Raw genomic sequence first — 12,739 nt, forward strand, 5'->3', positions numbered from 1 at the left:
GCTCGACCAGATCGCCGGACGCGTCGGCTCGGTCGAGGCGCAGGCCAAGAGCGCGGCGGCTGTCGGCCCCGAGGCGAGTGCTGCGGCGCGGGTGGTCCTGGCCGAGCGGGTGCAGCGCGCGCTTGTCGGCGGTCGCCCCTTCGCCAATGACGTGGCCGCGCTCACCAGGAGCGGCGTCGCGCCGGCCGATATCGCCGCACTGACGGCCGTCGCAGCCGCGGGCGCGCCGACGCGCGAGGCGCTGCTGGCCGGCTTCCGCAAGCATGGCGTGATGTTCCAGCGTGAGGTTACGCCGCAATCCGACAGCTGGTCGGACAAGCTGATCGGCCTCGCCAGCCGGATCGTCACGGTCCGTCCGGTCGGCGAGAACGGCTCGAGCGACCCGGCGACGTTGCCGCTCCGGCTCGAATCCGCGATCACTGCCGGCGACATGCCGAGGGCGGCGGCCCTGTGGGCGCAGTTGCCGGAGCCGGCGCGCCGTGCCAGTGCGGATTTCGGCGCCGATCTGCAGAAGCGGGCCGCGGCTGATGCGGCCATCGCCAAAATCGCGCAGGATGCTGTTGCGGCGCTGGGCGCGGCGGGCTGACGGAGGATAGAAGAGTCCATGGTTCGCGTTCTCGTCTATCTCGCCGTCTTCGCCTGCCTTGCCTTCGGCGCCGTCTGGCTGGCGGATCGCCCGGGCGAGGTCTCGGTGCTCTGGCAGGGCTATCGAATCGAGACCAGCGTGGCGATCGCCGCGATCGGCGTGGTCGCGCTGGCCTTCATCGTGCTGCTGGTCTGGGCCGTCCTGCGCTTCGTCTTCGGCCTGCCTTCGGCCTTCAGCCTGTCATCCCGCGCCCGGCGCCGGGCGCGTGGCTTCGAAGCCGTCTCGCGCGGGATGGTCGCGATCGGTGCGGGCGACCCCGTCGCCGCCGGGCGCCATACCGGAGAGGCGCGCCGTTTCGTACCGAACGAGCCGCTGACCCTGCTGCTGGAAGCGCAGACCGCGCAGCTTTCGGGCGATCGCGGCCAGGCGGAAGCCGCCTTCAAGGCGATGCTCGACCGGCCCGAGACGCGGGTGCTCGGCCTGCGCGGCCTCTTCGTCGAGGCCAAGCGCCGCGGCGACATGGCTGCGGCCCGTGCCTTTGCCGACGATGCGGTGCGGCGCTCTCCCTCGCTCGCCTGGGCCAATGACGCGCTGCTCGATTTCCATACGAATGCGGGCGACTGGCAGGCGGCGCGGACCGCCGTCGAGCGCCGCGCGGCGCTGCGCCTCGCCGACAAGGCGGAAGCCCGGCGCCAGCGCGCCGTGCTGCTCGCCGCCGAAGCCCTGCAGGAGCGCGACCGCGAACCGGAAAAGGCACTTGCCGCCGCTCTCGAGGCGGTGAAGCTGGCGCCCTCGCTCACGCCCGCAGCCGCGCTTGCGGGGCGGATGCTCTCGGAGCGCGGCGATGTCCGCAAAGCCTCCAAGCTGCTTGAGACAGCCTGGCGGGAGGCGCCGCATCCCGACATCGCGGCGGCCTATCTCGATGCGCGGCCGGGCGACAGCGCGCTCGACCGGCTGAACCGCGCGACGACCCTGACGAAGCTGCGGCCGGCCGATCCCGAAAGCGTTCTGGTCCTGGCCGGCGCGGCGATTCAGGCACGCGAATTCCAGAAGGCGCGCGAGACGCTGAAGCCGTTGCTCGCCGGCGGGGCTTCGGTGCGCGCCTGCCTGCTGATGGCGGAGCTGGAGGAGGCCGAGCACGGCGCCGCCGGCCGCGTGCGCGAGTGGCTGGCGCGCGCGACACGGGCGCCGCATGATGCGGCCTGGGTCGCCGACGGCCTGGTTTCCGATCACTGGATGCCGGTCTCGCCGATCTCCGGGCGTCTCGACGCTTTCGTCTGGACCGTCCCCCCGGCCACGCTGGGCAACCCGCCCCAGGCACTCGACGACGTGCTGTTCGATCTCGACGATTCGACCAAGCTCATCGAGATCAAGCCGGCTTCTGTGACCACGATCGAGCCGGCTGCGGTCGTTCCGCCGCCCGCGCCGAAGGAAGAGCCGAAGCCCGAGCCGGCGGCCGCGGTCGCGCCGGCCGTGCCGAAGGAGGAGCCGAAGCCGGCGGCGGAGGCGAAGCCAGCCGAGGCCATGGCCGAGCCGGTCAAGCAGGCCGAAGCCAAACCGGCTGTTGCGGCGCGCGACGCGACGCCGCCCAAGCCGGTCATCTTCCCTGTCGCGCATGCGCCCGACGATCCGGGGCCGGACGAAGAAGAGACGCCGCCCGAGCCGAAGAAGAGCGGGTTCCGCCTGTTCGGGTGAGCGCGGCCATCGGCACCGGCGGAAAAGGCGTGCGATCGCGCGGCATGCGACGTATAGCGGCGCGATGACATCGCTTCTCGATCCGAATGCCAGCGTGACCCTGCAGGTCGGCCCCGACCAGGCCGGCCAGCGACTCGACAAGGCGCTGGCGCTGCTCGCGGGCGAGGTTTCCCGCGCCCGCCTGCAGCAGGTCATCAAGGAAGGCGGGGTTCGCCTCAACGGCGCCGTCGTCAGCGACGGCAGCCGCAAGGTCGCCGAGGGCGATGAGCTGGCGCTCGTCATGCCCGCCGCCAAGCCGGCCGATCCGGTCGCGCAGGATATCCCGCTCGACGTCGTCTACGAGGACGACCATCTCATCGTCATCGACAAGCCGGCGGGGCTCGTCGTGCATCCGGCCGGCGGCCATGAGGACGGCACGCTGGTCAATGCGCTGATCGCCCATTGCGGCGAGAGCCTCTCGGGCATCGGCGGCGTGAGGCGGCCGGGCATCGTGCACCGGCTCGACAAGGACACCAGCGGGCTGCTCGTCGTCGCCAAGAACGACCGGGCGCACCAGAAGCTCGCCAAGCAGTTTGCCGACCATGGCCGCACCGGCCCGCTGCAGCGCGCGTATCTAGCCATAGCCTGGGGCGTGCCGCGTTTGCGCGAAGGCACTATCGACGCCCCGATCGAGCGCTCGAACCGCAACCGCGAGAAGATGATGGTGGTGAAGGAAGGGCGCGGCCGCGAGGCGATCACCCATATCGAGCTGATCCAGCGCTTTCCGCCCCTGCTCAAGGGCCTCGACGAGACCGAGCCGCTGGCGAGCCTGATCGAGTGCCGGCTCGAGACCGGGCGCACCCATCAGATCCGCGTGCATATGAGCCATATCGGGCATCCGCTGCTCGGCGACCAGCTTTATGGCTCCGGCTTTGCAACGAAGGCGGTTCGCCTGCCCGAGGATGCACAGGCTGCGCTGGCGGCGCTCGGACGGCAGGCGCTGCATGCGGCCGTGCTTGGATTCGAGCACCCGGCGACCGGGGAGGAGATGCTGTTCGAGTCCGAACCGCCAGAGGATTTTGCGAAACTGCAAGCAGCGCTCGCGAGGCTGTGAGCCGATCTGGCTTCGCTGCCACCTTTCCGCCAGAGTGAGTTCGCATATACTGCACCCTATCGGATGCGGATGGCCAAGGGGGCGCCGCACGCGATCTATCCAGCCGAACTCCCAAGCAGTTTCTGCGTTGGATCTACTCGCATCATCCGAAACCTGCGCGAAGGTTCATCGCGCGGTTGGCCTGCCGCACAGCGGGGGCCTCGATGAGGAGACACGCGCATGGCGAGTGCTTCGCTGCCTGTCCTGTCCGCCGAAGGCGGTCTGTCACGTTATCTCGACGAAATCCGCAAGTTCCCCATGCTGGAACCGAGCGAGGAATACATGCTGGCCAAGCGCTGGCGCGAGCATGGCGACCGCGATGCGGCGCACAAGCTCGTCACCTCGCATCTGCGACTCGTCGCCAAGATCGCCATGGGTTACCGCGGATACGGCCTGCCGATCGGCGAGGTCGTCTCCGAAGGCAATGTCGGCCTGATGCAGGCGGTCAAGCGTTTCGAGCCTGACAAGGGGTTCCGCCTTGCCACCTATGCGATGTGGTGGATCAAGGCCTCGATTCAAGAGTACATCCTGCGTTCGTGGTCGCTCGTGAAGATGGGCACCACTGCGAACCAGAAGAAGCTGTTCTTCAACCTGCGTAAGGCCAAGAGCAAGATTTCGGCGCTTGGCGAGGGCGATCTGCGCCCCGATCAGGTCAAGCAGATCGCCACGAAGCTCGGCGTCAACGAGCAGGACGTGGTCGACATGAACCGTCGCCTGGGTGGCGACGCTTCGCTGAATACCCCGCTGCGCGAGGACGGCGAGGGCGAGTGGCAGGACTGGCTGGTCGACGATTCCGAGAGCCAGGAGCGCCGCCTCGCCGATTCCGAGGAAAGCAGCAACCGCCACACCGCGCTGCGCGAAGCGCTGGAGGTGCTGAACCCGCGCGAGCGGCGCATCTTCGAGGCGCGTCGCCTCGCCGAGGATCCGATCACGCTGGAAGAGCTGTCGACGGAGTTCGGCGTCTCGCGCGAGCGCGTGCGCCAGATCGAGGTGCGCGCCTTCGAGAAGGTGCAGGAGGCCGTCAAGAAGGCGATTACCCGCATCGAGGCGCCGCGCGCGGCCTTGCCGGCGGCCTGATGGCGATCATCGCAGACTGAACAAAAGGGGCGCCTCGGCGCCCCTTTTTCGTATCGTCAGTAGAGCGGCGGCAGCGGTTGCAGCGGCAGCCGGATCGGGCCGACGAAGACCCGGCCCTCGCGCAGCGAGATCGGCGGCAGCGAGGTGAGGCCCTGGGCCGTTGCGGTGTCGGGGGCTCGGGCGCCAAACAGCCCGCCTAGGCCGCCGAGCAGATTGCCGATGCGGATGCCGCCGATCTGGTCGATGCCGGCGGCCGCCAGCCGAAGGTCGCCGGCCACGCGATGGGTTGCATCGAGCTGGAGCAGGCCGGCCCCATCGACGCGCGCCTTGCCCTTGGTGGAGGTCAGGCGGGTCATGTCGAAGACGCCATTGGCACCACGCCAGCTTTCGAGCGCGTCGGGATTGAAGCCCTTGCGGAAGCTCTCGGCCTGAGTGAGCGTCGCCTGCAGATTGATCTCGCCCGTGTCGGTATTGCCGAGGAGGGCATCGATCGGCGGCAAGGACGTGCCCTTTGCCGCGATGGCGATGTCGACGGCCTGGTCGGTCGCCGGCCGGCTCGGATTGCGGCGCAGATGGGCCTCCAGCGTCTTGCTGCTCCAGGTCTCCGGATTCGCTCCCGGAGTGGTCAAGACGCCGGTCAGATCGCTGGCGACGAGCGCGAAGCGCTCCGGATTGCGCCACGCCAGGCTGGCGTCGAGATTCGTCCAGCTCAGGGCGAGCGAACGGCCCTCCGGCAACATGGCCTTGGCTGGGCCGGTGAGTTCGAAGATCACGAGGCCGGGTGAATAGACCTGTCCGACAGCAACGGCCGGGCCGGTCTCGATGCGCACGGCGTCACCCCAGCGTGTCGATGTCAGGCTGAGCGTGCTGCAGCGCAATTCGATGCGAAAGGGGTAGCCGCCGATCGTGCGGTCGGTGCAGGTCCAGGTTCGGCCCCGCTCGGCCTCGCGCGCCAGCGCGGCGTCGATCTCGGTCGCGGCGCGGCCGCGCGCGTAGAACCAGAAGACGGACCAGGCAGCAGCGAGAATGGCGAGAAGGAGCGTCGGCCCGTAGAGCCAGAAGCGGCTCTGGCGGCGCGTCGGAATTGTATCGGTCATGCGGCAGGCGTTCCTTGCGCAAGGGCGGGCGGATTGTTAGCTGCCCGGAACGATGGGCGCCAGTGCCGAAAGCGCTGGCGCCGAGCGTGCCGGTCTCAGCAAGCAGGCCGACGCGGCCAAATTATGGGATGGCGATGACGACCGAATTCGGTGGAAGCGATCTCTGGGTTTTCGGCTACGGCTCGCTGATCTGGCGGCCGGGCTTCGCCTTCGAGGAGAGCGTGCAGGCGCGGCTGCACGGCTATCACCGCTCGCTCTGCGTCTTCTCTCATGTCCATCGCGGCACGCCGGAGCGGCCGGGGCTGGTTCTGGGGCTCGATCGCGGCGGGCTCTGCCGGGGGCTCGCCTTCCGGGTCGCCGCCGCCCAGGCGCGGGAGACGGTGGATTACCTGCGGGCGCGCGAGCAGGCGACGGCCGTCTATCTCGAGCGCCATGTTCCGCTCAGGCTGGACGATGGCCGGCAAGTCCGCGGGATCGTCTACGTCGCGGATCGCAAGCACCTGCAATATGCGGGCAAGCTGCCGGCGGCGCAGCTGCTCAAGCTCGTCCGGGAGGGGCGCGGCCAGTCCGGCGAGAACCCGGACTATGTCCTGCAGACGCATGAATCCCTGCGCAAGATGGGGATCTATGATCCCGTGCTCGCCTGCCTTGCGCAGCAGCTGGCGCCAGGCCTCGGCGCGCCGCATCCGCCGCTGGCGGCTGGCTGATCAGCTCTCGGGGCTCGCTTCCGGCATCAGATCGAGCAGGGCGGCACGTCGGCTCAGGCCGTCCTCGGCCAGGAGATGGACGTGGATTTCGGCAGCGCCGGCGGCTGCCACCGCCCGCTGCCAGCGTCCCAGCGCCGCCTCGATGCCGAAGGGGCCGGAATCGCGGGCGGCGACGACGCGCCGGTCAGGCGAGATCGCGAGCAGCACGGCATCGGTGAAGGCGAGAGCGTGATTGTCGTCGATCGCGAAGACGGAGGCGACATAGCGCCGGCCGGACCGACCGCGCCAGGCGGTGAAACGGCGCTCGCTGAGGGCTGCGGTGCTGCGCAGCGGCATCTCGCGGGCCAGATTCGGCTCGTCGAAGAGATCGGGGGTATAGCGATAGGCGAGAGCGGCCATGTCCGTTCCTCCGTGATGGGAACAAAATGGGAACGCCGTGGGGATAAGTCAAGGTCCGGCCGCGCGTCTCCGCGCGCCGGCCGCATCTCTGCTGTCAGCTGTTGTCAGGAGCGCGCGAGCGGATCGAGGCCGATGGCGGCGAGTTCGGCCCGGCCCTGCGCCAGCAGCCTGTCGCTGGCGGTTTCGACGCGCTCCTGCAGTTCGTGCTGGAACGCCATCTTGTCGAGACCGGGCTTGATTGGCGGCAGGATCTCGATGCGGATCGTGCCGGGGCGGCGCAGGAACTTGCGGCGCGGCCAGTAGAGCCCGGTGTTGAGTGCCACCGGCATGCAGGGCACGCCGAGCTCGGCATAGAGATGGGCGGCGCCGAACTTGTAGGCCGGCGGCGCTCCGGGCGCGCGGCGCGTGCCCTCGGGGAAGATCAGGAGCTGCCGGCCGTTCTGGCCGAGCTCGACCTTGGCGCGGCGGGTTACGTCCGACAGGGCGCGGGCGCGGGCGCCCCGATTGACGGGAATCATGCGCAGTCTGTTCAGCGCCCAGCCGAAGAACGGAATCCAGGTCAGTTCACGCTTCAGAATGAAGACCGGATTCCGGAAGACCGTGACCAGCGCGAAGGTTTCCACGAAGGACTGGTGCTTGGCCGCGACCATCAGGCCGCCCTGGGGGATGTTCTCGACCCCGGTGATCTCGCAGCGCGTGCCGGCAATGACCCGCAGCAGCCAGAGCGACGAGCGCGACCATCCGATCGCCACCGCCAGCAGGATCCGCCTCGGCAGGAACAGCGCCGGAAAGACGGCGAAGATCAGCCAAAGGATGAGATTGGCATAGAACACGGTGTTGAAGGCGAGGGAGCGCAGCACAAGCATGCGGCGCAATGAGCCCGAGACGCGGCGGCGGTCAAGCGCGCTTGCGCGGTTTCGCCGTCAGTTTCCCTGCCGGGCGTGACTATGTTGCTGCGATGCCTTGTCGCCGACGGGGCCCAGAAGCTCGGCCGGCTTCGAGGAGACCGGCTTGCGGCCTCCGATAATCACGGAGAGACGAGAGGTCTCCGGATCGCTCTCGACGAGGCTGCGCAGGCGGGACGCCAGATACTTCGCATATTCCGGCACGAGCACCTTGATCGTCGACCAGCGATGCCACCAGCCGGCGGTATCGATATGCTCCGTCACCACCGGATGGGCGACCAGCTTCACGCCCGGCATTGCATGGGCGAATTCGGCCAGCGTGCGCGGCATGTGGTAGTTCGAGGTCACGACCAGGAGCGAGCGGAAGCCGTGCTGGCGGACCCAGCGACGGGTCTCGATGGCATTGCCGATCGTGTTCCGGGCGCGATAGTCGAGATCGACGCAGCAGGTGAGCAGGTCCCGGGAAGCGGGGTTGAGTTTCGCCAGTTCCTCGCGGCCGGTCCTCTCGTTGACTCCGCTGATCAGGAGGCGCGCGCCCCGGTCAGCGCCGAGCAGGCCGATGGCGTCGCCGATGCGCTGGGCCCCGCCGGTCACCACGGCGATCGCGTCGGTGCGCGGCGTGCTCGTCGGCTCCTGAGCGTCGATCGCGGCTGCGAAACGCACATAGCCGACGCCGATCAGCAGCACACCGATGCCGGCAAGCGCGGCGGCGGCCAGAGCCAGGACGCGGCGCAGCGACGGACGCGCGGCCGATCCGGCACACCGGGCTGTCGTACCCGGCGGCTCGATCGCAAGATCGTCCTTCGTGCTGCCGATCATGGCCATGATATCATTCGGATAAACCGGCAATCAGGCATAACGGCGGCGGTTCCGCGTCGGCCAGCGCCGCAGGAATGAAGAGATCGTTGACGACCGGCCGTCGCGGTACGCGCGCTCATGCCAGCATCCTCAGATAGTGACGGACCGTGAAGCGCGAGACCAGCCCGGCGATGATCGCCACCACGAGGGCGACGAGAAGTACCGCGCCGTAGCCGGCCCAGCCGATCTCGAAGGAGCCGAACAGCGCCTGCAATTGCTCGGCCTCCGGTGCCGTGCGCCAGCGCCCGGCAAGGAAGCCGATGAGGGCGATCGCAAGGATCGCGGCAAAGCCGCCGAAGGCGCCCCCTTTCAGTCCGAGGCGGATGAAGCGGCTCTGGAACTCGCGGGCGATGAAGCCGTCATCGGCCCCGACGAAATGCAGCACCTCGACGCTGTCGCGGCTGCCTGCCATCGCGCCGCGCGTGGCGAAGGCGACGGCGAGCGCGGCCGCCGTCAGCACCAGCAGGACGATGGCGAAGCCGGAGGCGACGATGGTGCCGGCCATCGCCGAAAGCCGCCGGACCCAGAGCCGATGATCGTCGAGGATCGCGGTGGGCACCTCGCGGCGCAGCGTCGGGCCGAAGCTGGCAAGGTCGGGGCTGGCACCCGGTTCGAGCGTGAGAACGATCAGGCGCGGGACGGGCAGCTCGACGAGGTCGAGGCCGGTACCGAGCCAGGGCTCGAGCAGCTTGTCCGATTCGGCCTTGGGCACGGCGCGCACGCTGGCGATGCCGCCGAGCGCCTGCGCTATCGCCACCGCCCGCGCGACGTCGTTGTCGATGCTGCGATGCGAATCGGGCCGGATCTGGATGGTCATTTCGTTGGAGATCGCGCCACGCCATTGGTCCGAGGCGCGCGCGGCGAGTACGGCCGCCCCGGCGCTCAGCGCGGCGAGAAAGGTGAGGATCGCGATCACGGCCATCAGGGCGCGCCCGGCGACGGTATCGACCGGTACGAGCGGCTGATTGCGGCTGAGATTCAGAGGCAATGCCGGCTTCGGCCGTTCCTGCTCGTGATGGCCGGGATCAGGCATCGACATGGAGATGCCCGTCGGCCAGCACGAGACGCGGCGCGTCGTAGATATCCATCAGGTTCAGGTCGTGCGTCGCGATGATCACGGCCGTGCCGAGCGATTGCAGCTCCATGAACAGCCGCAGCAGCCGTCGCCCGAGGCCGGGGTCGACGTTGCCGGTCGGCTCGTCGGCGAGGAGCAGTTCGGGCCGTCCGATCAGGGCGCGCGCGATCGCCGCACGCTGCTTCTCACCGCCGGAAAGGACTGCGGGCACGGCATGCATGCGCTCGCCCAGGCCGACCCAGCGCAGCAGTTCGACCACTTCGGCGCGGTAGCTCGCCTCCTCCTTGCCGACGACGCGCAGCGGCAGCGCGACGTTCTCGTAGACGGTGAGATGGTCGAGCAGGCGGAAGTCCTGAAAAACCACGCCCATGCGGCGGCGAAAGGCGGTGAGGGTGTCGGCGTCGAGGCGCGAGACGTCCTGCCCGAAGAGGTTGACCAGCCCGCGCGTCGGCTTCAGCGCCATCAGGATGAGGCGCATCAGCGTCGTCTTGCCGGCGCCGGAGGGGCCCGTGAGGTACTGGAACGAGCGCGGCTCGATGCTGAAGTTGATGTCCTTCAGCACCTCCGGGCCCATACCATAACGCAGACCGACATTCTCGAACCGAACCAAGCGGCCTTCCTCACCCAGCGAAACGCGAATCCGCGTCGATCCTACACCGCAAGCGTGGCTGCCCGGAACGGCGCAATGGCCGCAGCTTGCGCCAGAGATTCTTCACGGGGCGTTAACCATAAGTCGTGCCAATAGGTGCGGGCTTTCCGTTCGCCGTCATCCGTGCCGTCCGGCATCGGTCGCCATGGCGGCCGCCCGATGCTAGTTCGGACCGACGCGTACCGGATGTGTCCGGCCCAGGTTGCGAAGGAATTGCCCGGCACCCATGCTGATCGTCTGCCCGACCTGCGCCAGCCAGTACGAACTCGACGCGGCCAAACTGGGGCCGGAAGGCCGCAAGGTGCGCTGTGCGAGCTGCAAGAACGCCTGGCATGTCGACCCCGTCGCGACGCTGCCAGAGCCGCCCAGCGCCGAGGAAACGCAGGCCGAACTGGCAGAGGAGCTCGCGCGTTCCGCCGCCATCGCGGCGGAGATTTCCGCGCTGACGGCCGAATCGGCCGAGAAGGCCGCCGCAGCGGAGATCGAGGCCGAGCCTGCCCGGGAGGTCGCGCCGGACGCCGGTCGCCGCAAGCGCGGCGCGGTCAAGGGCCGCGTCTCCAGGCCGGCGAGTTCGCGCGGCCGCAATGCAAGGGTGCCGGCCGTCGCAGCCCTGTTGGGCCTTGCGCTGCTGGGCCTGATCGTCTGGCAGCGTCAGGCGGTGGTGCGTGCCGCGCCGCAGCTCGCGGGCGTGTTCGAGATGGCAGGCCTGCCCGTGAACGTCCGCGGCCTGACCCTGACCGCGATCGAGAGCGGGCTCGTGGACGACGGCGCGAACCGCTTCCTCGTCGTCGAGGGCGACGTCACCAATGTCAGCCGGAGCAAGGCGCCGGTGCCGCTGATCGAAGTCGCGGTGCGCGATGCCGCGGGCGCAACGCTCTACACCTGGACGGCCGAGCCGCCGCGGGCAAGCCTCGAGCCGACGGAGCTGGTGCGCTTTCGCGCCCGGCTGGCCTCGCCGCCGGAAAGCGGGCGCTCCGTGCGGGTGCGCTTCACTTCGGCCACGACAACGGCCAATATCGCCAGCACGCGCTGAGGCTGCTAGGACAGGCGCCTGCCGACAGGGCCGATACGGCCGGCGGCATTCATGGATCATCGCTGCACGGGCCCCGGCGCATCGTACTGGCGCGAGGCCGGCTGTGGCCGGAAACGAAGACGGAGACATCATGCCGAACCGGCGGATCAGGGTTCTTTACGACGAGGCGACGATCGCTCGCCGCAACGAGGAGATGGCCGAGGCCATCGCCGCCAGCGATCCCAAGGACCTGCTCGTCGTTGCCGTTCTCAAGGGCAGCTTCATGTTCGCGGCAGACCTGATCCGGGCGATGCACCGCATCGGGCTCGCGCCGCAGGTCGAGTTCGTCCACCTGTCGAGCTATCGGACCGGGACGGTCTCGTCCGGCCAGGTCGAGATCCTGCGCGATGTGCAGAGCGATGTGCGCGGCCGCGACGTGCTGCTGGTCGATGACATCCTGGAGTCCGGCCGTACGCTCGCCTTCGCCAAGGATCTGCTGGCCGCCCGCGGCGCCGCGAAAGTGTCCAGCGCTGTCCTGCTGGAGAAGCCGCACAAGCGGGCCGTCAACATCCAGGCCGATTATGTCGGCTTCGAATGCCCGGACTATTTCGTGGTCGGCTACGGCATGGATGTCGCCCATTCCTATCGGCAGCTTCCCTTCGTCGGCGTGATCGAGACCGACGACCAGGCCGGTCTGCCGGGTATCTGAGGAGCGGCGATGTCACGCATTCTGGTCGTCGACGACGAGGAGCCGTTGCGCGTGCTGGTGGCGCGCGGCCTCGGCCTGGACGGCCATAGCTGCCTCACCGCCGCCGACGGCGCCGAGGCGCTCGATATCCTCCTCGCCGAGGAAGGGCGCTTCGACCTGCTGCTGACGGATATCCGGATGCCGCTGATGGACGGCATCGCGCTGGCGCTCGCCGCCAAGCAGCGCTTCCCGGAGCTCACGATCATGCTGATGACCGGCTATGCCGAGCAGCGCGAGCGGGCCAAGAGCCTGGAGACGATCGTCGCCGAGGTGATGGCGAAGCCCTTCACCATCGCCGAGCTGCGCGCCACCGTGCTTAAGGTGATCGAGAGCTCGATCGGCTAGGCAGGCCGCTGCGGACGGGGCGCCGGCGGACGGCGCTCCGGCGAATCCTTCCGGCTTGGCCCGACAACGTCCCGCATGGCGACATAAGTGTAGAACGACGAGACGTTCGGGTCGTCGTGGAAGACCTCGCGCGCGAAGGCTGCATAGGCTTCCATGCTCTCGACCTGCAGATGCAGGACGAAATCGGCGCCTCCCGTGACATAGGAGGCGTGGCGGACTTCCGGCCGCGAGCGGAGCTTGCGCGCGAACGCATCGGCGAGCTGCGAGCCCCGGTCGATCGAGACCAGCACGTGGATCGTCACGGGGACACCGAGCACGGAAGGGTTTACGATCGAGACGTCTGCCGTGATGATCTTCTCCGCCCGCAACCGCCGCAGGCGCCGCAGCACGGCGCTCTGGGACAGCCCGACGCGCTCCGCCAGGACGCGGGCCGGCGTCTGGTTGTCGCGCTGCA

General features: G+C 68.9%; 15 protein-coding genes. 8 read left to right on the forward strand and 7 right to left on the reverse strand.

What is annotated here, in order from left to right; translation table 11 throughout:
- From ACIPIA_RS03165 to rpoH, 4 genes are all read left to right on the forward strand, one after another.
- Window positions 1-586: COG4223 family protein (locus ACIPIA_RS03165; RefSeq protein ID WP_400506594.1), on the forward strand; the 586-nt coding region annotated here is incomplete at its 5' end.
- 18 nt (window positions 587-604) lie between these two features.
- Entirely contained in the window at window positions 605-2,281 is a 1,677-nt protein-coding gene (locus tag ACIPIA_RS03170; protein ID WP_400506596.1) for a heme biosynthesis protein HemY, read from the forward strand.
- 64 nt (window positions 2,282-2,345) lie between these two features.
- Window positions 2,346-3,374: an RluA family pseudouridine synthase gene (locus ACIPIA_RS03175; RefSeq protein WP_400506598.1), complete on the forward strand. Its 1,029-nt coding sequence runs from the start codon at window positions 2,346-2,348 to the stop codon at window positions 3,372-3,374.
- Window positions 3,375-3,593: 219 nt separating this feature from the next.
- Complete coding sequence (gene rpoH / locus ACIPIA_RS03180; protein ID WP_400506600.1) at window positions 3,594-4,490, forward strand: RNA polymerase sigma factor RpoH; 897 nt, start codon at window positions 3,594-3,596, stop codon at window positions 4,488-4,490.
- Window positions 4,491-4,546: 56 nt separating this feature from the next.
- Here rpoH and ACIPIA_RS03185 read toward each other — a convergent pair whose 3' ends face one another.
- A complete protein-coding gene (locus ACIPIA_RS03185; protein WP_400506602.1) occupies window positions 4,547-5,587 on the reverse strand; it encodes a DUF2125 domain-containing protein in 1,041 nt (346 codons plus the stop codon).
- Between the two features lie 134 nt (window positions 5,588-5,721).
- Between ACIPIA_RS03185 and ACIPIA_RS03190 the strand changes: the two genes are divergently transcribed.
- Window positions 5,722-6,294 carry a gamma-glutamylcyclotransferase gene (locus ACIPIA_RS03190; protein WP_400506604.1) on the forward strand — a complete coding sequence of 191 codons (573 nt, stop codon included), beginning with the start codon at window positions 5,722-5,724 and terminating at the stop codon, window positions 6,292-6,294.
- Here the strand turns inward: ACIPIA_RS03190 and ACIPIA_RS03195 are convergent, their stop codons facing one another.
- The 5 genes from ACIPIA_RS03195 to ftsE all read right to left on the reverse strand — a co-directional run bounded on the left by ACIPIA_RS03195 (window position 6,295) and on the right by ftsE (window position 10,141).
- Entirely contained in the window at window positions 6,295-6,693 is a 399-nt protein-coding gene (locus ACIPIA_RS03195) for a hypothetical protein (RefSeq protein WP_400506606.1), read from the reverse strand.
- A gap of 104 nt (window positions 6,694-6,797) precedes the next feature.
- A complete protein-coding gene (locus ACIPIA_RS03200; protein WP_400506608.1) occupies window positions 6,798-7,559 on the reverse strand; it encodes a lysophospholipid acyltransferase family protein in 762 nt (253 codons plus the stop codon).
- Window positions 7,560-7,616: 57 nt separating this feature from the next.
- Window positions 7,617-8,417: a YdcF family protein gene (locus tag ACIPIA_RS03205; RefSeq protein WP_400506610.1), complete on the reverse strand. Its 801-nt coding sequence runs from the start codon at window positions 8,415-8,417 to the stop codon at window positions 7,617-7,619.
- A 115-nt stretch (window positions 8,418-8,532) separates the two neighbouring features.
- Window positions 8,533-9,495 (reverse strand): cell division protein FtsX, encoded by a 963-nt coding sequence (locus ACIPIA_RS03210; RefSeq protein ID WP_400506611.1) that lies wholly within the window; start codon window positions 9,493-9,495, stop codon window positions 8,533-8,535.
- Window positions 9,482-10,141, reverse strand: a complete 660-nt coding sequence (gene ftsE, locus ACIPIA_RS03215; RefSeq protein WP_400506613.1) for a cell division ATP-binding protein FtsE — start codon at window positions 10,139-10,141, stop codon at window positions 9,482-9,484. Before ftsE ends, ACIPIA_RS03210 begins: the two co-directional genes overlap by 14 nt.
- Before the next feature lie 265 nt (window positions 10,142-10,406).
- On the opposite strand from ftsE, the gene ACIPIA_RS03220 reads away from it, so the two are divergent.
- The 3 genes from ACIPIA_RS03220 (at window position 10,407) to ACIPIA_RS03230 (ending at window position 12,285) form a co-directional block, all read left to right on the forward strand.
- The gene (locus ACIPIA_RS03220; RefSeq protein WP_400506615.1) at window positions 10,407-11,213 is read left to right on the forward strand and encodes an MJ0042-type zinc finger domain-containing protein; all 807 of its coding nucleotides are present in this window, start codon (window positions 10,407-10,409) and stop codon (window positions 11,211-11,213) included.
- A gap of 130 nt (window positions 11,214-11,343) precedes the next feature.
- Window positions 11,344-11,901, forward strand: a complete 558-nt coding sequence (hpt, locus tag ACIPIA_RS03225) for a hypoxanthine phosphoribosyltransferase (RefSeq protein WP_400506617.1) — start codon at window positions 11,344-11,346, stop codon at window positions 11,899-11,901.
- A 9-nt stretch (window positions 11,902-11,910) separates the two neighbouring features.
- The gene (locus ACIPIA_RS03230; protein ID WP_400506619.1) at window positions 11,911-12,285 is read left to right on the forward strand and encodes a response regulator; all 375 of its coding nucleotides are present in this window, start codon (window positions 11,911-11,913) and stop codon (window positions 12,283-12,285) included.
- On the opposite strand, the gene ACIPIA_RS03235 is transcribed toward ACIPIA_RS03230, so the two are convergent.
- A partial coding sequence (locus tag ACIPIA_RS03235; protein WP_400506621.1) for an Lrp/AsnC family transcriptional regulator occupies window positions 12,282-12,739 on the reverse strand: 458 nt, incomplete at its 5' end. The two genes, ACIPIA_RS03230 and ACIPIA_RS03235, sit on opposite strands and share 4 nt — an antisense overlap.

This window comes from Allobosea sp. CER48 (genome assembly GCF_044752385.1).
Taxonomy (GTDB): domain Bacteria; phylum Pseudomonadota; class Alphaproteobacteria; order Rhizobiales; family Beijerinckiaceae; genus Allobosea.

Excerpts from the sequence above, each read along its gene's own strand:
- ACIPIA_RS03170 (WP_400506596.1), top strand. The coding sequence starts at position 605 with ATGGTTCGCGTTCTCGTCTATCTCGCCGTCTTCGCCTGCCTTGCCTTC.
- ACIPIA_RS03175 (WP_400506598.1), top strand. The coding sequence starts at position 2,346 with ATGACATCGCTTCTCGATCCGAATGCCAGCGTGACCCTGCAGGTCGGC.
- rpoH (WP_400506600.1), top strand. The coding sequence starts at position 3,594 with ATGGCGAGTGCTTCGCTGCCTGTCCTGTCCGCCGAAGGCGGTCTGTCA.
- ACIPIA_RS03185 (WP_400506602.1), bottom strand. The coding sequence starts at position 5,587 with ATGACCGATACAATTCCGACGCGCCGCCAGAGCCGCTTCTGGCTCTAC.
- ACIPIA_RS03190 (WP_400506604.1), top strand. The coding sequence starts at position 5,722 with ATGACGACCGAATTCGGTGGAAGCGATCTCTGGGTTTTCGGCTACGGC.
- ACIPIA_RS03195 (WP_400506606.1), bottom strand. The coding sequence starts at position 6,693 with ATGGCCGCTCTCGCCTATCGCTATACCCCCGATCTCTTCGACGAGCCG.
- ACIPIA_RS03200 (WP_400506608.1), bottom strand. The coding sequence starts at position 7,559 with ATGCTTGTGCTGCGCTCCCTCGCCTTCAACACCGTGTTCTATGCCAAT.
- ACIPIA_RS03205 (WP_400506610.1), bottom strand. The coding sequence starts at position 8,417 with ATGATCGGCAGCACGAAGGACGATCTTGCGATCGAGCCGCCGGGTACG.
- ACIPIA_RS03210 (WP_400506611.1), bottom strand. The coding sequence starts at position 9,495 with ATGTCGATGCCTGATCCCGGCCATCACGAGCAGGAACGGCCGAAGCCG.
- ACIPIA_RS03220 (WP_400506615.1), top strand. The coding sequence starts at position 10,407 with ATGCTGATCGTCTGCCCGACCTGCGCCAGCCAGTACGAACTCGACGCG.
- hpt (WP_400506617.1), top strand. The coding sequence starts at position 11,344 with ATGCCGAACCGGCGGATCAGGGTTCTTTACGACGAGGCGACGATCGCT.
- ACIPIA_RS03230 (WP_400506619.1), top strand. The coding sequence starts at position 11,911 with ATGTCACGCATTCTGGTCGTCGACGACGAGGAGCCGTTGCGCGTGCTG.